Annotated in this window: 19 protein-coding genes and 1 pseudogene; 6 read left to right on the plus strand and 14 right to left on the minus strand. The window is 60.5% G+C overall.

Annotated features, from left to right (window positions below; all coding sequences use genetic code 11):
* Positions 1–120: 120 nt before the first annotated feature.
* The 10 genes from C3F38_RS04815 to C3F38_RS04855 form a co-directional block, all read right to left on the minus strand.
* Complete coding sequence (locus C3F38_RS04815) at positions 121–1,005, minus strand: LysR family transcriptional regulator (protein ID WP_055317397.1); 885 nt, start codon at positions 1,003–1,005, stop codon at positions 121–123.
* Positions 1,006–1,032: 27 nt separating this feature from the next.
* Positions 1,033–1,725 (minus strand): MgtC/SapB family protein, encoded by a 693-nt coding sequence (locus tag C3F38_RS04820; RefSeq protein WP_019453282.1) that lies wholly within the window; start codon positions 1,723–1,725, stop codon positions 1,033–1,035.
* A gap of 111 nt (positions 1,726–1,836) precedes the next feature.
* A complete protein-coding gene (locus C3F38_RS26480) occupies positions 1,837–1,992 on the minus strand; it encodes a hypothetical protein (RefSeq protein WP_233211703.1) in 156 nt (51 codons plus the stop codon).
* Positions 1,982–2,614 carry an ABC transporter ATP-binding protein gene (locus C3F38_RS04825; protein ID WP_233211704.1) on the minus strand — a complete coding sequence of 211 codons (633 nt, stop codon included), beginning with the start codon at positions 2,612–2,614 and terminating at the stop codon, positions 1,982–1,984. The genes C3F38_RS26480 and C3F38_RS04825 overlap by 11 nt, the downstream gene beginning before the upstream one ends.
* A gap of 586 nt (positions 2,615–3,200) precedes the next feature.
* Complete coding sequence (locus tag C3F38_RS04830; RefSeq protein WP_055317399.1) at positions 3,201–4,283, minus strand: porin; 1,083 nt, start codon at positions 4,281–4,283, stop codon at positions 3,201–3,203.
* A gap of 32 nt (positions 4,284–4,315) precedes the next feature.
* The gene (locus C3F38_RS04835) at positions 4,316–5,107 is read right to left on the minus strand and encodes an ABC transporter ATP-binding protein (protein ID WP_055317400.1); all 792 of its coding nucleotides are present in this window, start codon (positions 5,105–5,107) and stop codon (positions 4,316–4,318) included.
* Positions 5,108–5,122: 15 nt separating this feature from the next.
* Complete coding sequence (locus C3F38_RS04840) at positions 5,123–6,733, minus strand: ABC transporter permease subunit (protein ID WP_233211705.1); 1,611 nt, start codon at positions 6,731–6,733, stop codon at positions 5,123–5,125.
* Positions 6,734–7,328: 595 nt separating this feature from the next.
* Positions 7,329–8,018, minus strand: a complete 690-nt coding sequence (locus tag C3F38_RS04845; protein WP_047729117.1) for a trehalose-6-phosphate synthase — start codon at positions 8,016–8,018, stop codon at positions 7,329–7,331.
* A gap of 13 nt (positions 8,019–8,031) precedes the next feature.
* Positions 8,032–8,442 carry a GNAT family N-acetyltransferase gene (locus C3F38_RS04850; protein WP_055317676.1) on the minus strand — a complete coding sequence of 137 codons (411 nt, stop codon included), beginning with the start codon at positions 8,440–8,442 and terminating at the stop codon, positions 8,032–8,034.
* A 29-nt stretch (positions 8,443–8,471) separates the two neighbouring features.
* A complete protein-coding gene (locus tag C3F38_RS04855; protein ID WP_055317675.1) occupies positions 8,472–9,842 on the minus strand; it encodes a glutamine synthetase family protein in 1,371 nt (456 codons plus the stop codon).
* A 245-nt stretch (positions 9,843–10,087) separates the two neighbouring features.
* On the opposite strand from C3F38_RS04855, the gene C3F38_RS04860 reads away from it, so the two are divergent.
* The gene (locus C3F38_RS04860) at positions 10,088–10,396 is read left to right on the plus strand and encodes a hypothetical protein (RefSeq protein ID WP_055317674.1); all 309 of its coding nucleotides are present in this window, start codon (positions 10,088–10,090) and stop codon (positions 10,394–10,396) included.
* Between the two features lie 424 nt (positions 10,397–10,820).
* Here C3F38_RS04860 and C3F38_RS04870 read toward each other — a convergent pair whose 3' ends face one another.
* From C3F38_RS04870 to C3F38_RS04885, 3 genes are all read right to left on the minus strand, one after another.
* Positions 10,821–11,219: a hypothetical protein gene (locus C3F38_RS04870; RefSeq protein ID WP_369916762.1), complete on the minus strand. Its 399-nt coding sequence runs from the start codon at positions 11,217–11,219 to the stop codon at positions 10,821–10,823.
* Between the two features lie 287 nt (positions 11,220–11,506).
* Complete coding sequence (locus tag C3F38_RS04880; protein ID WP_047729107.1) at positions 11,507–11,917, minus strand: putative T6SS immunity periplasmic lipoprotein; 411 nt, start codon at positions 11,915–11,917, stop codon at positions 11,507–11,509.
* Positions 11,914–12,453, minus strand: a complete 540-nt coding sequence (locus C3F38_RS04885) for a hypothetical protein (RefSeq protein ID WP_055317673.1) — start codon at positions 12,451–12,453, stop codon at positions 11,914–11,916. Before C3F38_RS04885 ends, C3F38_RS04880 begins: the two co-directional genes overlap by 4 nt.
* Before the next feature lie 448 nt (positions 12,454–12,901).
* Here C3F38_RS04885 and C3F38_RS04890 point away from each other — a divergent pair, with 448 nt between their 5' ends.
* Positions 12,902–13,201: a helix-turn-helix domain-containing protein gene (locus C3F38_RS04890; RefSeq protein WP_047572825.1), complete on the plus strand. Its 300-nt coding sequence runs from the start codon at positions 12,902–12,904 to the stop codon at positions 13,199–13,201.
* Here C3F38_RS04890 and C3F38_RS04895 read toward each other — a convergent pair.
* Positions 13,191–14,108: a LysR family transcriptional regulator gene (locus C3F38_RS04895; protein WP_047729103.1), complete on the minus strand. Its 918-nt coding sequence runs from the start codon at positions 14,106–14,108 to the stop codon at positions 13,191–13,193. The genes C3F38_RS04890 and C3F38_RS04895 overlap by 11 nt on opposite strands.
* 168 nt (positions 14,109–14,276) lie before the next feature.
* Here C3F38_RS04895 and C3F38_RS04900 point away from each other — a divergent pair, with 168 nt between their 5' ends.
* The 4 genes and pseudogenes from C3F38_RS04900 (at position 14,277) to C3F38_RS04915 (ending at position 17,781) form a co-directional block, all read left to right on the plus strand.
* Positions 14,277–14,975, plus strand: coding sequence for a CoA transferase subunit A (locus tag C3F38_RS04900; RefSeq protein ID WP_004933280.1), 699 nt, complete (start codon positions 14,277–14,279; stop codon positions 14,973–14,975).
* Between the two features lie 11 nt (positions 14,976–14,986).
* On the plus strand, positions 14,987–15,640 hold the full coding sequence (locus C3F38_RS04905) for a CoA transferase subunit B (protein ID WP_055317672.1): 654 nt from the start codon (positions 14,987–14,989) through the stop codon (positions 15,638–15,640).
* Positions 15,641–15,654: 14 nt separating this feature from the next.
* Positions 15,655–16,839 (plus strand): annotated as a pseudogene (locus C3F38_RS04910) (acetyl-CoA C-acetyltransferase).
* Positions 16,840–16,857: 18 nt separating this feature from the next.
* Positions 16,858–17,781 (plus strand): 3-hydroxyacyl-CoA dehydrogenase family protein, encoded by a 924-nt coding sequence (locus C3F38_RS04915; RefSeq protein WP_055317671.1) that lies wholly within the window; start codon positions 16,858–16,860, stop codon positions 17,779–17,781.
* The last annotated feature ends 69 nt before the right edge of the window (positions 17,782–17,850 follow it).

The raw sequence follows: 17,850 nt of genomic DNA on the forward strand, positions 1-17,850 counted from the left end.
GGAAGACAGGCGTATTTCGGTCAGCGGTCAGATTCGCCGGGTGAACGGTTGGATTGACGGGGTGAGCGGTTGGCGGCCTGAACCAGAGAATCGGCCGCCGGCGGGCGGCAGCCTGTCTCCTCAAACCGTCTGCATGGCCTGCAGCAGGTGGATAAACGCGGCGCTGAGCGGCGGCGTGGCCGGCTCATGGCGGGTAAAGACGTAAAAGCGCGCGCTGATGTCGATCTCCTGCGTCGGGATTTTCTGCAGGTGCAGCTGCGGGGCGTAGTGTGCGACCACCCGATCGCTCAGCAGCGCGATATAGCCTTGCTGCCTGACCAGGCACCAGGTCGCCAGAAAGGAGTCGGTCTCGACGATCTGGCCATGCGGCGTGTAGCGTTCGGCGATCTCGCGGATGGCGGCATGCCCCACCGAGCAGGAGCGCGGCACCACCCATTTGGCCTCGGCCGGCGGCTGCCCGGCTGCGGTAAGATCGCCTCCCTGATAGAGCGAGAAGCGCTCGCTTTTCAACGCCTGCATGGCCAGATCGGCGCCGCCCGCCGCGCCGTTCAGGCTGCTGACCGCCAAATCCAGCTCGCAGTTTCGCAGCCGGGCCAGCAGGCCTTCCGGGCCGTCTTCCACCACCGTCACCCGGGTATGCGGGTAGCGGCGGTTGAAGCCTTCGAGCACCTGCGGCAGATAGCACAGCAGCGGATCGACGCTCATCCCCACCCGCAGGCGCTTCTCGCCGTCAGCGCTCAGGCCGCGCAGCTCGTCAAACGCGTTGAGCAACTGATTGGTGGCGGCGTCTATCCGCCGGTAAAACAGCTCGCCGACCGCCGTCAGGCGCACGCCGCGGTTGCTGCGCTCCAGCAGCCGCGCGCCGACGGTCATTTCCAGCTCTTTCAGCACCCGGCTGAGCGTCGGCTGCGAGATGGCCAGCTTTTTCGCGGCCTCGTGCAAGCTTCCACAGTGGACAATGTCTTTGAACATCGTCAGATGCGCCAGTTTTGGCATGGTTTTCATGGTTGATCTCCCTGGAAGTGAACGGCATCAGCCGGAGCCGGCGATGCGGCTGTAATAGGCCTGTTTCATCATGCTGTCGTTCAGCAATTTATTGATGGTCTGGTCGAGCACCGGCGTGGTGACGGAGGCCGGCATCAGCGTGGCGGTGATCTCCACGTCGTCGTCGCCAAAGGGTTCGATATCCAGATGCGAGATAAAGCAGTTTTCCCCTTGCAGCACCTGTTTGAATTTGGCCAGCGCCTCACGCTGCTCATGCTCGAAGGCAATGACGCAAATCTGGTAGGTAGACTCGCCGTTAACGTCATTGAAGGGCTGTTTGTTGACCATATTGACCAGCGGGCGCAACAGGGTGTTGGCGGCGAGCACGAACAGCGTGGCGGCCAGCGCATCGCCGTACAGGCCGCAGCCGGCGCAGGCGCCGACCGCCGCGGAGCCCCAGAGCGTGGCGGCGGTGTTCAGGCCGCGGATGTTCATCCCTTCTTTCATGATGGCCCCGGCGCCGAGAAAGCCGACGCCGGAGACCACGTAGGAGATGACGCGCACCGCGCCGCCGCTGCCGTCGATGGTCATGGCCAGGTGGACGAAGATCGCCGCGCTGGTGGCCACCAGCGTATTGGTGCGCAGCCCGGCGGTGCGCTGGCGGAACTGTCTTTCGTAGCCGATGGCGGCGCCCAGGACGGACGCGGTCAGCAGCGTCAGCAGTGTATGAATGAAATGCATGATAATAACTCGATGTATTATCCGCTTATCATGAGCCACCCGTGGTGGGGTGACTCTTGATAAACAGGTAGTTAAGTTGGCGGGATCCGTCCCGCCAGGCCAGGGCGGCGCTCAGTACGCGGCGGCGATCTGCCGGCTGAGCGTCTCGCTGATTTTGTCCGTCAGCGGCTGCATCCCCTCGCGGGTGCGCGCCTCGCGGCGCTGCGTGATGTGATAGCAGCCGTCGAGGGTGCCGGCGCCCAGCAGGAGGATGCGGTCAGACATCATCACCGCCTCCTCTACGCTGTGGGTCACCAGCACGATGGAGCGGGTTTTGATCTGGCGCGTGCTCCAGATATGCAGCAGATCGCTGCGCAGGTGTTCGCCGGTATAGACGTCCAGCGCGGAAAACGGCTCGTCCAGCAACAGCAGCATCGGTTCTACCGCCAGCGCGCGCGAAGCCGACCCGCTGGCGCATGCCGCCGGAAAGCTCGCGCGGGTAGGCGTCGCGGTAGGGCGTGAGCCCGACCAGATCGAGCATTTTCAGCGTCTGGGCGTCGACCACCTGCGGCGGCAGATCCTGCGCCTGCAGCCCGAAGGCGATATTTTGGTAGACGTTCAGCCACGGGAAAATGGCGAAGGTCTGAAACACCATGTTGATCTGCGGATTCGGCCCCGAGACTTTTTTATCCCCCAGCATCACGGTGCCAAGATCCGGCGCGATCAGGCCGGAAAGCATGCGCAGCAGGGTGGATTTACCCGAGCCGGACTGCCCCAAAATGCTGACGACCTCGTTGTCGTAAAGGCGCAAATTGATTTCATTCAGCACCAGACGTTTTTCTTTACCGGTAGGCTGAACGCTTTTGCTGACGTTATTGACCGTCAGCAGCGTGGTTTTTTTTACCATCATGATCCGTCTCCACCCAATTAAAAATATGGGCATGGAAAAAGGGCCGATATTTATCGCCGGGCAGGTGTAAAATAAATGCGGGTGCAAATAAGCCTGACCGTTATCGGACTGTTAATAAGCGTATGCTGGAAGGATTAGCCTGTCAGGCGCGCCGGAGCGGCGTGCGCGCAGGCCATGCGCTGAAGGGGTAAAGCGAAGGGATGTGGTAACTGACGCATATCCTGACACTTTCAGGATGCAATGGGATGACTATTGCTCCTGTGACCTCAGCGATTCCAACAATAAAATAAACAACCGACTGTCGCCGTCCATATCATTCTCCCGTTATTTTTCGTGTGGCCATAATACGCGTGCCATAGCCTGTTATTCAATGTGGTTACGCCGAATTATGGCGGCAAAATGTAATTTAATATGAATGCGGGAAAGATTTTCTTTATTCATTAAACGGGGCGTAAACAGAAAGTGCCAGAATGAATATAGGCATCATTTTATGGAAATATAAACCTGAGTTAAACGAGAGAATAAGGGGGCGGGCGAAAGTTAAATCATGAACCGGCCGGAGAGCGTCCTCCGGCCGGGATGGGGATCAGAACTGATACATGATGCCGGTTTCGACGATGTCGTCGGCGCCGGCGCCGACAGCGTTCTGCCGTTGCAGCAGGTTGAGTTTGTACTCCACGTAGGTCGACATGTTGGCGTTGAAGCTGTAATTCAGCGCCAGATCCAGGTATTTGACCAGATCGGCGTCGCCAATGCCGGGCAGGTTGCGGCCGCGCGTTTGCAGGTAGGCCAGCGAGGGCGTGACGCCGGAATCGAAGTGATACTGCGCGACCGCCTCAATAGCGTCCGCGCGGGGGGCGAAGCCGGCGTAGCGATCGCCGTCGACGTAGGTCATGTTCTCGGTATGCGCGTAGCTTGCCGCCAGGTAGAGGTTGTCCTGGTCGTATTTCAGCCCCAGGGTCCAGGCCCGGGCGCGATCGCCGTCAGCCAGGCCGAAGCGCTGTTGCGCCAGCGTGCGCGCAGAGTTGGCGTAGGCGGCGCCAACGTTGAGCCCCACGCCGGTGTCGTAGGTGGCGGAAAAGGCGTAGCCATCGCCGTTTTGCGTCTGGATATCCTTCGCCCGTTGAGCGTCGTCCCCCCGATTCTTCCCCTGATATTGCAGGCCGAGATCCAGGCCGTCAACCAGGCCGCCCAGGCTGCGATTGTGGTAGGTCAGCAGGCCGTTGGCGCGGCCGGTCATAAAGTTGTCGGCCGCTTCGTAGCTGTCGTTGCCGAATTCAGGCAGCACGTCCGTCCAGCCGGCCACGTCATACAGCAGGCCGTAGTTGCGGCCGTAATCCAGGCTGCCCCAGTGGCCGAACGCCAATCCGGCAAAGCCCAGGCGGGTATAGCTGTCACCCGGCCCGGCGCTCTCCGGCTGATCGAGCCCTGCCTGATATTCCCATTGGCCATACCCCGTCAGCGCGTCGCCGATCTGCGTCTCGCCTTTGAAACCGAAGCGAGTATAGGAGCGGTCGCCGTTATTGTCGGCGTCGCTGCTGAAGTAATGCACGCCGTTCAGCTGGCCGTACAGATCCAGTTTATTGCCGTCCTTATTGACGATTTCCGCGCCGCTGGCGGCGGCCGGCAGCAGGATGAGCAGCGTCATCAGCACGCTTTTATGGTTCATTTCAGTTCCCCAAGTGGATGAAAACAGGGCCGTTAACCGGCCGATTGCGCTTGCGCGATTTTTTTGTACAGGCAGCTGCGGATCCGATCGGTGAGGTGCCGCAGGCTTTCCCGGTTGCGCGCCGCACGCGGGATATTGACGCTGAATTCGTCGTCGATCCGTTTGCTGGTCGCGTCCAGGATCAGCACCCGATCGGACATCAGCACCGCTTCTTCGACGTCGTGCGTCACCATCACCATGGCGCGCGTGCGCAGCCGGTTGTCTCCCCACAGCGCCAGCAGGTCGCCCCGCAGTTTTTGCGCGGTAAAGATATCGAGGGCGGAGAAGGGTTCGTCCAGCAGCAAGAGATCGGGCTCTACCGCCAGCGCCCGGGCGAAGCCCACCCGTTGACGCATGCCGCCCGAGAGCTCGCGCGGCCAGGCGTGCTCATAGCCGGTCAGGCCCACCAGGCGCAGCAGCGCTCCCAGCCGCTCGGCGATCGTCTGCGGCGGCAGCCGTTGCGCCAGCAGCCCGAAGGCGATGTTGTCGTACACCGTTAGCCAGGGATAGAGCGCGTAGGACTGAAACACCATGCCGACGTTGGTGCTCGGGCCGTCGACCGGTTTGCCCGCCAGCGTGAGCGTGCCGCTGTCCGCTGGGATCAGCCCGGCCAGCATGCGCAGCAGCGTGGACTTGCCCGAGCCGGATTGCCCCAGAATGGTGACGAACTCGCCGGCGTGTACGGTCAGCGTCACGTCGCGCAGCACGGGTTTGGGGCGCTTGTTTTCGCCGATAAACGTCTTGTTCAGTCGGCGGGCGCTGATAATTACCTCTTGAGTCACCATGTGGTTCCCCCTTGATCAGTCATATTTGAATTTGGTTTCCGCGATGCGATACAGCGGTTGCCAGACGAAGATGATGCACAGCGCCACCAGCGCGCACATGGCGGCGCAGCCCAGCGCAGACTCCGGGTTCTTGCCGGCGTCGGTGACCACGGAAATGAACGCGCCCAGCCCGGTGGCGCTGAGGGTGGTGCTGCCCCACTGGATCACCTCGGCGGCGATGGCGCTGTTCCAGGCGCCGCCGGCGGCGGAGATGATGCCCGTCACGATGTAGGGGAAAATTGCCGGCAGCATGTAGTAGCGCCACCAGCGGAAGCGACGCAGCCCGAAGGTTTCGCTGACTTCGGTGATCTGCGTTGGAATGGCGGAAACGCCGGCGATCACGTTAAACAACACGTACCACTGGGTGCCCAGCATGATCATCGGGATGGCCCACCAGCCGAGATCCTGATGATAAATGGCGATGAAGGCGGCGATCAGCGGGTAGAAAATGTTGGGCGGAATGGCCGCCAGGATCTGGATGATCGGCTGGAAGATCTTCACCAGGCGCGGATTCAGGCCGATCCACACCCCCAGCGGCGTGAAGATCGCCACGCTGAGCAGCATGGCCGCGGCCACGCGCGCGGTGGTGAGCAGCATCCACTCCGGCAGCATGGCGAAGTACTGTTTGGGGAAGTATTCCCACAGCCGGTAACCGAACCAGACGCAGGCCAGCACCACGCCGAGATACCACAGGCTGCGCCACAGCCAATTGCCTTTGGCGGCGAGGCGAAACAGGCGGTGCAGGCCGAGGGCGTACCACAGCCGCGGCAGCTTGAACAGCCACAGGTCAGCCAGCGCGCGCAGCGTGCGGCCGAGCGCCGTGCCGACGTGCGAGAAGGCCAGGTTGTTGTAGAACCACGGATTGCCGAGCGGCCGGCTGGCGGTGACGTCTTCGTATTTGAAGCGCGCGGTATAGCGCACCAGCGGGCGGAAAACCAGCTGATCGAGCAGCACGATGTTGGCGGCCAGCGCGACGATCGCATACAGGATCGCCGGCACGTTCTGCTGCGCCAGCGCTTCGGCGATGTAGGAGCCGACGCCGGGCAGTTCGACCGAGCGATCGCCGACCGGAATGGCTTCGGAGGCCACCAGGGCGAACCAGGCGGCGGATTGCGACACCATGGCGTTCCACAGCAGGCCCGGCACCGAATAGATGAATTCCAGCCGCCAGAAGCGTTGCCACGGGTTGTAATTGAAGCTGCGTGCGGCTTCATCCAGCTCCTTGGGCACGATGCGCAGCGTCTGATACAGCGTCAGCATCATGTTCCAGGCTTGGCCGGTAAACACCGCGAAGATGGCGGTGCACTCCAGCCCCATCACGCTGTGCGGGTAGAGGTTGAGAAAATACACGGTCGTGAAGGTCAGGAACCCCACCAGCGGCACCGACTCCATAAAGTTGACGAAGGGCAGGATCACCCGGCGCAGCGGCGTATAGCGCGCGGCCAGCACGGCGAATACCACAGAAAACAGCAGCGACCAGGCCATGCCGAGGAGAAAGCGCATGCTGGTTCTGAGCGAATAATAAAGCAGGTTCCAGGCATCAAGACTGATGGCAGAGACGTTTTGTTCATTGAAGTCACCGTGCATGTCACCCCAGGCACGAATAAAAAAGGCAATGAAAAAAACACCGATGGCGATAACGATAAAGTCGTTTAAATAAGACTTTCTGAAAATAGATGTACCCCGGTTATTTTGCATAACGCAATACCTTATTTTTCCCATAAGAAATCCGTCGGCGCTCGGGTAATAGGCCCGGCGACACCAGATAAATACCGCCGTAGCGGTTGAGACAGACGTTGTTTTCGCAGCGGGGCGATGGGTGGGCCGGCAGAGCGGGAAAGGCCGTCAGAAGGGGAGCGGTTGCCGCATTCCGTGTCTTTCAGAATGCAACCTGGATGGCATTACTGAAAGACGCCCAATAGCATTAGCGTAAAACTAAAACTTTCATCGCCCATGGGGCCCTCCTCGGTTTAAATATGGCAGGGAGAGGGTAATGTGTTTCGCCAATAAAAAGCAATTGGCGGAATAGGGTTTTTACGGTTGATGTGTAACAGGATAAATATTCATTTTTTAATCGCTATATCCGGAAAATGAAATAACGCATGGTGATGGCAATAAAGGCGGTAAAAATAAATCGCGGCGAAATAAAACGGCGCGCCTGAAGGGGGCGCGCCGCCGTAAATCAATAAACCTGCCTGCCGTTGATGCCGGCGGGGAAAATACCGGTGGCGAAAATATGCCCGTTGGCCTGGATCTGATCGTCGGGCAGCATCTCCAGCGGGAACTCGGCCGCCAGGCAGCTGAGAAAGGCGTTGCGATCGTCGGTGGTGGTAAAGCCGATCAGATCGTAGAACAGCAGCGAGGCGATCAGCTGGCGATGTTCCGGGATGCGCCGCAGCAGCGCCGCCGACGGGAACGGCAGGTGGAAGAAGAACGCGCAGGCGTTCAGCAGCCCTTGCTCCTTCAGCGCCTGGGCGCAGGGCAGCAGCTGGTAGTCGTCGATGCAGACGGTGTCGCCGGGGCACAGGTGCTCGCAGGCGATATCGGCAAACCGGCGGTTCAGCTGCCGGTAGGCGCGGTAGTTTTCCGGCGTGAAATGCGCCTTCTCCGGCTGGTTGTGGAACACCGGCCACAGGCCGTCGTGGTAATAGCCCTGATAGTGGCGGCGAAACTCCTCGATCGACAGCGGAAAGGTCACCTGATCGTAACCGGCGCGTTGGCGGCAACTGATCGGGCGCTGCGCGAAATTCTGCACGTCGCCGTTCCAGCCGAGCCACAGCCCCGGTTCGGCGTCGGCCGCCAGCGTCTGGCCGGCGCAGGCCAGATCCTTACCGTCGCACTGCTTGTTGGAAATCAGCACCAAACGAGACATGGGGGCCTCCTTATCAGTGAAGGGCGCGCAGGGCGTGCGCCGAACCATCGGCGCGCCAGGGCGCTTGCAGAGCGGGCAGCGTGACGCGCAGGCCGCGCAAGGCCGGATGCGCCAGGCAGCAGCGCGTCAGCCAGCTTCCCAGCCCGATGCCGCGGTATTCGGCGCTGACGAACAGTTCACTCACCGACGCGAAGGTGGCGTAATCGGTCACCATGCGGGCGAAACCGAGCAGGTGGCGCTTGCGGTACAGGCCAAAGCACAGGCCGTGGTGCACCAGGCGCTCGGCCGCCGCCCGATCCGGCAGGCTGAGGAAACGCTGGATCGCCTCGATATCCAACAACTGCCGATCGGTGCTGATATGAAAAACGCCTTTGCGCCAGCAGAGCAGCGGCTGCACGGGCGCCCGTTGCGGTTGCATATTCATGATTATCCTTAGGTTAATGAACCGGGTGGTTACAGCATCCAGCCGAGTTCGGCGGCGGTGACCTGTTCCTCGAAGCGGCGCAGTTCGGCGCTTTTGCAGGTGTGCCACAGGGTGCAGAACGCCGGGCCGAGCAGTTCGCGCAGCGGATCGCTGTGGCGGAACAGCGCCAGCGCCTCCTGCTGGCCGAGCGGCAAGGGCGCGGCGTTGTCGCTCTCGCAGCCGTTGGCGGCGGGCGGCAGCGGCAGCGGGTGTTCCAGCCCGTGCAGCAGGCCGCCGAGCATCACCGCCAGCGCCAGATAGGGGTTGGCGTCGGCGCCGGCCAGGCGGTATTCGATGCGCTGGTTGGCGCTGTCGGCGCAGGGCAGGCGCAGCGCCACCGTGCGGTTGTTGTGGCCCCAGGAAGCGCGCAGCGGCACGTGCATGCCGGGGCGGAAGCGGCGAAACGCGTTGATGTTGGGTGCCAGGATCGCCATCGACGCCGGCATCAGGGCCAGCATGCCTGCCATCGCCTGCTGCATGTTGTCGCTCAGTTCACCCGGCGCGCCGGTCAGCAGGTTCTCGCCGTGCTCGTTCTGCAGGCTGATGTGAAAATGCAGCCCGCTGCCGGCGGCGTGGGCGCAGGGCTTGGCCATAAAGCAGGCGTGCTGATGATGCTGCTCGGCAATCTGCCGCGTCAGGCGCTTCAGCGCCATGATCTGGTCGCAGGCTTCCAGCACGCGCCGGCTGTGATGCAGGTTCAGCTCGTATTGGCCGGAGGCGGCTTCGGCCACCACGCCGGTCAACGGCAGGTTTTGCAGGCGCGCGTGCCGTTCGATGTCGCTCAGCAGCGCATGGTGGCGCTCGGGCGCATCCACCGCGAAGCTCTGCGTCGGGCAGGTTTCCGCCTCGGCGGGGCGCTGCGGATCCTGCAGGTAGAACTCCAGTTCGGCCGCCACCACCGGGAAGCAGTTGCGCTCGTGCAGGCGCTTCAGCACCCGTTGCAGCACCACGCGCGGTTCCAGCTCGCAGGCGCCGCCGTCGGCGTTTTGCATCGTCAGCAGCAGCTGAGCGTGGCGTTCGGGATCGCGCGCGCAGGGGCGCAGCGTGCCGGGCACCGGCAGGCACAAACGGTCCGGCTCGCCCGCCCGTTGTCCCAGCCCGCTTTCTTCAATCACCCGGCCGTGCAGATCCAGGGCGTAGATCGACAGCGGGAAGTAGCAGCCTTTCTCCAGCCCAAAGGCTTCGGCGATCGGCAGGCGCTTGCCGCGCAGCTGGCCGTTCAGATCGTGCAGATAAATATCCAGCTGTTCGGTCTGTGGATAACGCTGCAGGTAGTGTTCCAGCTCTTTGCGAAAGGTGCGCGTTGGCGAAGCGGGCAGCTCCGCCAGCAGCGGATTGAAGCCGATGATATTAGCATGCATGGCGCGCTCCAGAACGAAGACCGGTCACGGCCAGAGGCAGGGATAAACGCATGAGACAACTCTCTTGTGAGGCCATAGCGGCGATGTGAAAAGGGTATCTGCGGCGGCAAAAACTGTCTGTAAAAACGCCGTAACGTTAACGGGGCGCGGAATAAAAATGCCGTAAAGAGTGCGGCGGCGTTGGCGGGTTGGCCGCGCCGGCACGGTCTATACTGGCGAGACGGGCCGTTGAAGGAGAGATAACGATGAAGAAAATAGGGCTGCTTATCGCCGCGCTGGCCGCGTTCCACGCCACCGCGTCTTCCCCACAGGCGTGGGCCGAGAGCGAACGGGCGATGCGCGCCGCCTGCCTGAAAGCCAGCGGGCTAAAAAACGCCAGGGTGGAAGGGGATATTATTCACTACGGTGATGACGTCGGCTATTCGGCGCTGTTTATCGGCGGGCGCTACCCGCAGCCGTTTATGAAAAACCAGCCGGGCAGGGAGCTGTGCTTATATCAGCGCGCCACACAGAAGGCGGCGGTGCAGGCGGTGCAGGCGGTGGAGGGGGATTAGACCGACTTCAGGAGATAGTTCAGGAGACACATGATGATTAAGAGTGCTCCTTGTAACATTAATAATCTGAAATCATTACGGATCCAATTTTTTAACCTTGGTGATGTAGCTGCTCGAACGAAATCGTAGGTTTTGGGACTTAGCCAAACGTTGCGAGTCAGTTTTAATTTCCGGTTGTTCAAAATCCAACGAAACCACTGGGCTTTTAGTGAAACACCGATGAAGTTAAGGTTGTCCGCTATCACGACAAAAAGTGGAACAGGGTGTTTACTCACCACATAGTGTTGATAAAAGAGATCAAACTCTTTTTTATGAAGTCGATAGTAAATAAATTGGATAATAGCGATAAGAAGGAAAAGAAAGAATAGTAATACCACTAAGAGTTTTATCTCTTTTATGTAAGACTCAATATAATTGATCATTTTTATACGCTGATTTTGATGAGATAAATAAAAATACAGCCCACGGTAGTAATAATGGCTTCTACGAGCAAAAGTATAAAGTCCATCGTCAGCCACTTCTGTAGCTCAGGAGAGGCGGTTTTTTGCACGAAATCGTAGGTTTTCGCATCGAGCCAAACTTGATCCCTTATTTTTATTTTTTTCCTTTTCAGAATCCAAAGAAACCACTGTGCTTTCAATGAGGTTCCAAGCATGCCGAGGCTATCGGCAAAGGCGACGTAGGGCGGAATAAAATGTCCGCTGCCGGCGTAACGTTGATAGAAAGCATCAAACTCTTTTTTATGGCGACGGTAACCAATGAACTGGATGAAGGCGCTTAAAACCAGCAATATCAAACACGATATGACGATAAATTTCATCATTCACCTACCACTAACGTCGTCAAATAATCGGAACCCATGCCACCCAGTGTGGATCCTGCTGCGCCGCCTATAGCGGCTCCAGCGATACCACAAACGATCACACCTGTTCCTGCTGTTGCTGCACCTAACACAATTGAACAGGCTGCAATCGCAAGACCTGCACCTGCATTCCCTACCCAAATCCCCACCGCAGTACTTGCCGCAAAATGACTGTATCCCTTCACCGCGATCTTGGCGCACTCCTGTTCACGGCCGAAGTATCATCTGAAAATGCAATGATGGGTAGCTTAATGATTGCTATGTAATTGTGCCTTTCCATTACGCTCGATGCTTAAAGTAAAGGTTCTCATGTATTTACGCCTTTCCGTGTCGTTATTCATCGAGACGCCGAGCAAGACCGAGTATTCTCCCGCAGCCCAGTTTACCTGCGGATAAGTGGCGCATTGTCCCGGTTTCAGGTCGGGCAACGGAGTGACTTCTGGTGAGGCCCAGACGATATGCCATTGCTGTTGTTCCTGTCGTGAGACGATCACCCCCCGGTTTTGCAGGCTGTCGCCGCGGCGAACGCTGTTGATAGGCACGGCAAAGCAAGGTTGGTTGTCTTTGAGCGAGACATCCAACGGATGGTACCAGGGCTGAGTGGATTGGCAGCCGTTCAGTAGCAGTGCGCACAGTAAAGAGAGATAAAGTTTTGTCATAGCAAGGTGTTCCGGTTCTTTGGATTGTTCAGGAAAGCTCGCAATACCCATTTATAACGTTTTTTGATGTCTGGCCCAATAATGCCGCTGTAGTTGGTGATTACTTGAAAGCCATTGCGCCCGAATTTAGTGAGATAGAAATAGTCTGCAATGATACTTGCCTGCGCCTCCATTCCATAATCGGATAGAAGATGATAATTGGGCAAGGAATACTGATAGGACACCGCCCAACTAGCCAACCCGCGCAGGCGTACGTTCATGCCTAATTGATATTGCCAGACATGCGCCATTTCATGGATAAACCAATGCTGATCGTAGGCGTTTGCCGTGGCAAAGTCTTCTTTGAAGTGTTTGGGCATAAAATAGAGCGTGCCATTTGGTGTTACGGCCGTATCTTCATGCTGTAAGCCGAAGGGGAAATAACTGCCGTTATGGACGCGAACGCGTGAGTAATCGACAGCATTTTTGTAGAGCTGCCTGGCCAATGTGATTTCACCGGCCGTAAGCTTTCTTGACTTTCCGTGAGTTGTGGCCATGGTTTTAATCCGTTAAAACATGAAAAAACACCATAACGAAAGTTCAGACATGATTAACCCACTTTGTCACAATCTTTTGCGTTCGCTCACAAGACGGAAAGGCAAAAGTGTGTTTGGCGTAATTAATTGATTGATATGGGGAATGACTTTATTATTTTTATATTCATTCATAAATAAAAAACCGGGTTGCGTGCTTTATTACCTCGCCAAACCCGCATGTTTTCATCTCTTTCCGATGCTGATGTCGCTGTTCCCGTCTCTCGTTGCATCCCCTGTTCAAGCCGTAAGGCAATAAGCACTTTCTTTTGCCAGCTGCCAGGCAAAACGCCAATGGCGGTCTGGAGAGAATTATATATTCCAGTCTATCGTTTATATAGATTTCAATCTATAATCTGGCGATGCCATGTGGACGGTAATGACAACGTAAAGAGTTTTCAAGGAGTAACCCATGAGCACCCTAAAGCAACTGCTGGCCTCCCGCTCCCCGGAGAGCCGCCGGCGTATCGAAGAAATGGCCGAAGAGATGCTGTTTGAAACGCACCTGCATCAGCTGCGGGAAGCGTTGAATATTTCCCAACAGGAACTGGCGAAAACGCTGGGCATTTCTCAGCCTTCGGTCGCGGCCATCGAAGGGCGCGGTAATGAGCTGAAAATTTCGACCCTGAAACGCTACGTGGAAGCGATGGGCGGCACGCTGCGCCTGGACATTGAACTGCCGGGCGGCAAGCACGTCGGGTTTACGGTTTAAGCGCAGGCTGCCCGCCACTCCCCGCCATCTCCCGTTCGATTACCGTCGCCAGCGCCTGCGCGGCGGAAGAGAGTTGGTGCTGCGCCAGGCGGATCAGGCCCACGCGCCGTTCGATGATCGGGCCGATCAGCGGCACGCAGACCGCCCCCAGCTCATCCATCTGTTTCTCGCACAGCGCCGGCACCGCGCTGGCCCCGAGGCCGTTGGCCACCATGCGCCCGACCGTCACCAGCTGGTGGCTTTCAAACGCCACCTCCAGCGTTCGCCCGCTGCGGGCCAGCTCCTGCTCCAGCAGCAGCCGCACCGCCGATGGCCGCTGCAGGGTGATGAAATCCAGCGTCAGCAGCTCCTTCCAGCTTACCTGCGCCTTGCGCGCCAGCGCCGAATCCTTCGGCACCACCGCCAGAAAGCGATCGCGGCACAGCGGGGTGAAGTGCAGGGTGTCGCTCGGCTCCGGCTCGAAGGCGATGCCCATCTCCACCCGCCCTTCGCGGATCATTTCAAACACCTGCTCGTTGATGACGTCGTGCACCGCCACGTTGATGCCGGCGTAGCGATCGCGAAACGCCTTGAGGATAGGCGGCAGCGGGTTGCCGGCGAACGACGGCATGGCGGCGATCGCCACCTTGCCCATCTGCAGGGTGAAGCGCTGGCGCATCGCCTCTTCCGCGTTGTCCCAATCCGCCAGCAGCTGGCGCGCCATCGGGAAGAAGCTTTCGCCCTCCGGCGTCAGCGTCACCCGGCGGGTGGTGCGCAGCAGCAGCGGCCCGCCAAGCGCCTCCTCCAATCCACGGATCGCCAGGCTGAGCGCCGGCTGAGAAATATTCAGCCGCTCGCTGGCCTGGGCGAAGTTCAGAGTGTGAGCTACCGCTAAAAACGCGCGTAACTGTTTGATGCTCATTTTCATTTTGGCTGGTGTTAACTCTTTGTTAATTGTCGGTTAACGAATGATTGATAAAAATTCTAAATGAATGTGGCATAAAAACAAAATTAACAAATCATTTTTGTGACCTGAAGATGCCCTCACGCAAGCCAGGGCATTTCGCCCTGCGCCGCAACATGCAGGGGCAACGATATGGCAGGGCTCGACAAACGCGTCGGCAGCTACCAGGAAGCGCTGGCAGGCCTGACGGACAACATGACGGTGCTGGCGGGCGGCTTTGGCCTGTGCGGCATCCCGGAAAACCTGATCGAAGAGATCCGCCGGCGCGGCGTGCGCGGGTTGACGGTGGTCTCCAACAACTGCGGCGTCGACGGGTTCGGCCTCGGGCGGCTGCTGGAAACCCATCAGATCCGCAAGGTGGTGGGATCTTACGTCGGCGAAAACGCGCTGTTCGAGCAGCAGGCGCTCAGCGGCGAACTGGAGGTGGATCTCACGCCGCAGGGCACGCTGGCGGAGAAGATCCGCGCCGGCGGCGCCGGCATCCCGGCATTCTTCACCGCCACCGGTTACGGCACGCCGATCGCCGAAGGCAAAGAGGTGCGCGAGTTCAACGGCCGCCCTTACATCATGGAAACCGCCATCACCGGCGATTTCGCCATCGTGAAAGGCTGGAAGGCCGATCACTTCGGCAACGTCATCTACCGCCACACCGCACAGAACTTCAATCCGCTGATGGCGACCGCCGGGCGCATCACGGTGGTGGAAGTGGAAGAGATCGTCGCGCCGGGCGAGCTGGATCCGGCGGCGATCCACACCCCCGGCATCTATGTCGATCGGCTGATCCAGGGCACCTTCGAAAAGCGTATCGAACAACGCACCCTGCGGGCATAAGGAGAATTCGCATGCTTACCCGTGAACAAATGGCGCAGCGCGTGGCGCAAGAGCTGAGGGACGGTTACTACGTCAACCTGGGCATCGGCATCCCGACGCTGGTGGCCAACTACGTGCCGGCGGGCATGGACGTGATGCTGCAGTCGGAAAATGGCCTGCTGGGGATGGGCGAGTTCCCGACCGAGCAGCAGCTGGACGCCGACATGATCAACGCCGGTAAGCAGACGGTCACCGCGCGCCTCGGCGCGTCGATCTTCGATTCGGCGCAGTCGTTCGCCATGATCCGCGGCGGCCACGTCGATCTGACCGTGCTGGGGGCGTTTGAAGTGGACGTCGAGGGCAACATCGCCTCGTGGATGATCCCCGGCAAGATGGTCAAGGGCATGGGCGGCGCGATGGATTTGGTGGCGGGGGCGGAGAACATCATCGTGGTGATGACCCACGCCGCGAAAGGCGGCGAGTCCAAGCTGCTGCCGCGCTGCACGCTGCCGCTGACCGGCGCCCGCTGCATCCGCAAGGTATTGACCGATCTGGCCTATCTGGAAATTGAAGACGGCGCCTTCGTGCTGCGCGAGCGCGCGCCGGGCGTCAGCGTGGCGGAGATTGTCGCCAAAACCGCCGGCCGGCTGATCGTGCCGGAGCATGTGCCGGAAATGCGTTTCTGAAACGGGAGGTGAATGTGCAACAACGTGAAGTGGTGATTGTGGCGGCGACGCGCACGCCGGTCGGCAGTTTTCACGGCGCGCTGGCGCCGCTGACGGCGGTGGAACTGGGCACGGCGGCGGTGCAAGGGCTGCTGGCACAAAGCGGGGTGGCGCCGCAGCAGATCGATGAAGTGATCCTCGGCCAGGTGCTGACCGCCGGCTGCGGGTAGAACCCGGCGCGCCAGACCGCGCTGAATGCCGGGCTGCCCGTGACGACGCCGGGGCTGACCATCAACAAGGTGTGCGGCTCCGGTTTGAAGGCGGTGCATCTGGCGGTGCAGGCGATCCGCAGCGGTGACGCCGAGGCGGTGATCGCCGGCGGCCAGGAGAGCATGAGCCGGTCGCCTTACCTGATGACCGGCGCGCGCGCCGGTCTGCGTCTCGGTCACGCGCAGATGGTGGACAGCGTGATCCACGATGGCCTGTGGGACGCGTTCAACGACTACCACATGGGCATCACCGCCGAGAACCTGGCGGAGAAATACGCCATCAGCAGAGAAGAACAAGACCGGTTCGCGCTGCGCTCGCAGCAGAAGGCGCAGGCGGCGCAGCAGGCCGGGCGTTTCGCGCAGGAGATCACGCCGGTGACGGTGCCGCAGCCGAAGGGCGAAGCGCTGCGGGTAGAGCGCGACGAACAGCCGCGCGACACCAGCCTGGAGGCGCTGGCGCGGCTGCGCCCGGCGTTTCGCAAGGAGGGGACGGTGACCGCCGGCAATGCCTCGTCGCTCAACGACGGCGCCGCCGTGGTGCTGCTGATGAGCGCGGAAAAAGCCGCCGCGCTGCGTTTGCCGGTGCTGGCGCGCATCGCCGGTTACGCCTCGTCGGGCGTCGATCCGGCGATCATGGGCATCGGCCCGGCGCCGGCCGCGCGCCGCTGCCTGGAAAAAGCCGGTTGGCGGCTGGAGGAGGTCGATCTGATCGAGGCCAACGAAGCTTTCGCCGCGCAGGCGCTGGCGGTGGGCAAAGAACTGGGCTGGGAGGCGGAGCGGGTGAACGTCAACGGCGGAGCGATCGCGCTGGGGCATCCGATCGGCGCGTCCGGCTGCCGCATTTTGGTGTCGCTGCTGTACGAAATGCAGCGCCGCGAGGTGAACAAGGGGCTGGCGATGCTGTGCATCGGCGGCGGGCAGGGCGTGGCGCTGGCGGTAGAGCGCCCGTAAACAACCGAGGAAGGCACGATGCAGTCATCTGACTATGCGGTACTGGGCGCCGGGCTGATGGGGGTGGGCATCGCCACCCACTTTATTCGCCACGGCCATGAGGTGCTGCTGTATGAACCGGATCCGCAGCGCCGGGAGGAAGCGTCGGCAGTGGCGAGCGGCATTCTGGCCGAGCTGAGCGACGTCGGGCAGTTCGATCGCGGCGAACGCGACGCGGCGCTGGCGCGGCTGCGCGTGACCGGCGATCTGAACGCGGTAGCGCGCGCCCGGCTGCTTATCGAGGCGATCCCGGAACGGCTCGAGCTGAAGCACGCGCTGTATGAGCAGTTGGAAGGGCTGATCGCCGACGACGCGGTGATTGCCAGCAACACCAGCGGCCTGCCGCCGGACGAGCTGGCGGCAAGCATGACCTATCCGCAGCGGCTGCTGATCGCCCACTTCTGGCACCCGCCGCACCTGATCCCGCTGGTGGAGATTGTGCCCGGCCGTGCCACCGATCCGCGCCATCTGGCGGCGGTGCAGGCGCTGCTCGGCGGGATGGCGCTGGAGGCGGTGCTGCTGGAGCGCGCCGCGCCGGGGTTTGTCGGCAACCGACTGCAGTTTGCGGTGCTGCGCGAGGCGCTGCACATCGTCCACAGCGGCATCGCCAGCGCCGAGGTGGTGGATCAGGTGATGCGCGCCTCGCTGGGGCGGCGCTACGCCATGGTCGGCCCGCTGGAGGCCGCCGACATGACCGGGCTGGCGACGGTGGCAGACATCGCCCGCCACCTGTTCCCGGAACTGGCGACCGGCGACGAGATGATGGCGCTGGTGGAACAGCGGCTGCAGCGCGGCGATACCGGCCAGCGCAGCGGCCGGGGATTTTATCTTTGGGATGACGCACGCAGGGAACGCATTCAACGGCGACGGGCGCATCAGCTGCGCTTTGCGCTGAAACCGTAATTTCGCACGCCGTACCTGACAATAACAACAACCACCCCAATGGATTTCGGGTTGCAGCTAGGCGGCAAG

The organism is Serratia sp. SSNIH1, assembly GCF_002935055.1.
Taxonomy (GTDB): Bacteria; Pseudomonadota; Gammaproteobacteria; order Enterobacterales; family Enterobacteriaceae; genus Serratia; species Serratia nevei.

Coding starts and splice junctions, on each gene's coding strand:
- C3F38_RS04815 (WP_055317397.1), bottom strand. CDS start 1,005: ATGAAAACCATGCCAAAACTGGCGCATCTGACGATGTTCAAAGACATT.
- C3F38_RS04820 (WP_019453282.1), bottom strand. CDS start 1,725: ATGCATTTCATTCATACACTGCTGACGCTGCTGACCGCGTCCGTCCTG.
- C3F38_RS26480 (WP_233211703.1), bottom strand. CDS start 1,992: ATGATGTCTGACCGCATCCTCCTGCTGGGCGCCGGCACCCTCGACGGC.
- C3F38_RS04825 (WP_233211704.1), bottom strand. CDS start 2,614: ATGATGGTAAAAAAAACCACGCTGCTGACGGTCAATAACGTCAGCAAA.
- C3F38_RS04830 (WP_055317399.1), bottom strand. CDS start 4,283: ATGAACCATAAAAGCGTGCTGATGACGCTGCTCATCCTGCTGCCGGCC.
- C3F38_RS04835 (WP_055317400.1), bottom strand. CDS start 5,107: ATGGTGACTCAAGAGGTAATTATCAGCGCCCGCCGACTGAACAAGACG.
- C3F38_RS04840 (WP_233211705.1), bottom strand. CDS start 6,733: ATGCACGGTGACTTCAATGAACAAAACGTCTCTGCCATCAGTCTTGAT.
- C3F38_RS04845 (WP_047729117.1), bottom strand. CDS start 8,018: ATGTCTCGTTTGGTGCTGATTTCCAACAAGCAGTGCGACGGTAAGGAT.
- C3F38_RS04850 (WP_055317676.1), bottom strand. CDS start 8,442: ATGAATATGCAACCGCAACGGGCGCCCGTGCAGCCGCTGCTCTGCTGG.
- C3F38_RS04855 (WP_055317675.1), bottom strand. CDS start 9,842: ATGCATGCTAATATCATCGGCTTCAATCCGCTGCTGGCGGAGCTGCCC.
- C3F38_RS04860 (WP_055317674.1), top strand. CDS start 10,088: ATGAAGAAAATAGGGCTGCTTATCGCCGCGCTGGCCGCGTTCCACGCC.
- C3F38_RS04870 (WP_369916762.1), bottom strand. CDS start 11,219: ATGATGAAATTTATCGTCATATCGTGTTTGATATTGCTGGTTTTAAGC.
- C3F38_RS04880 (WP_047729107.1), bottom strand. CDS start 11,917: ATGACAAAACTTTATCTCTCTTTACTGTGCGCACTGCTACTGAACGGC.
- C3F38_RS04885 (WP_055317673.1), bottom strand. CDS start 12,453: ATGGCCACAACTCACGGAAAGTCAAGAAAGCTTACGGCCGGTGAAATC.
- C3F38_RS04890 (WP_047572825.1), top strand. CDS start 12,902: ATGAGCACCCTAAAGCAACTGCTGGCCTCCCGCTCCCCGGAGAGCCGC.
- C3F38_RS04895 (WP_047729103.1), bottom strand. CDS start 14,108: ATGAAAATGAGCATCAAACAGTTACGCGCGTTTTTAGCGGTAGCTCAC.
- C3F38_RS04900 (WP_004933280.1), top strand. CDS start 14,277: ATGGCAGGGCTCGACAAACGCGTCGGCAGCTACCAGGAAGCGCTGGCA.
- C3F38_RS04905 (WP_055317672.1), top strand. CDS start 14,987: ATGCTTACCCGTGAACAAATGGCGCAGCGCGTGGCGCAAGAGCTGAGG.
- C3F38_RS04915 (WP_055317671.1), top strand. CDS start 16,858: ATGCAGTCATCTGACTATGCGGTACTGGGCGCCGGGCTGATGGGGGTG.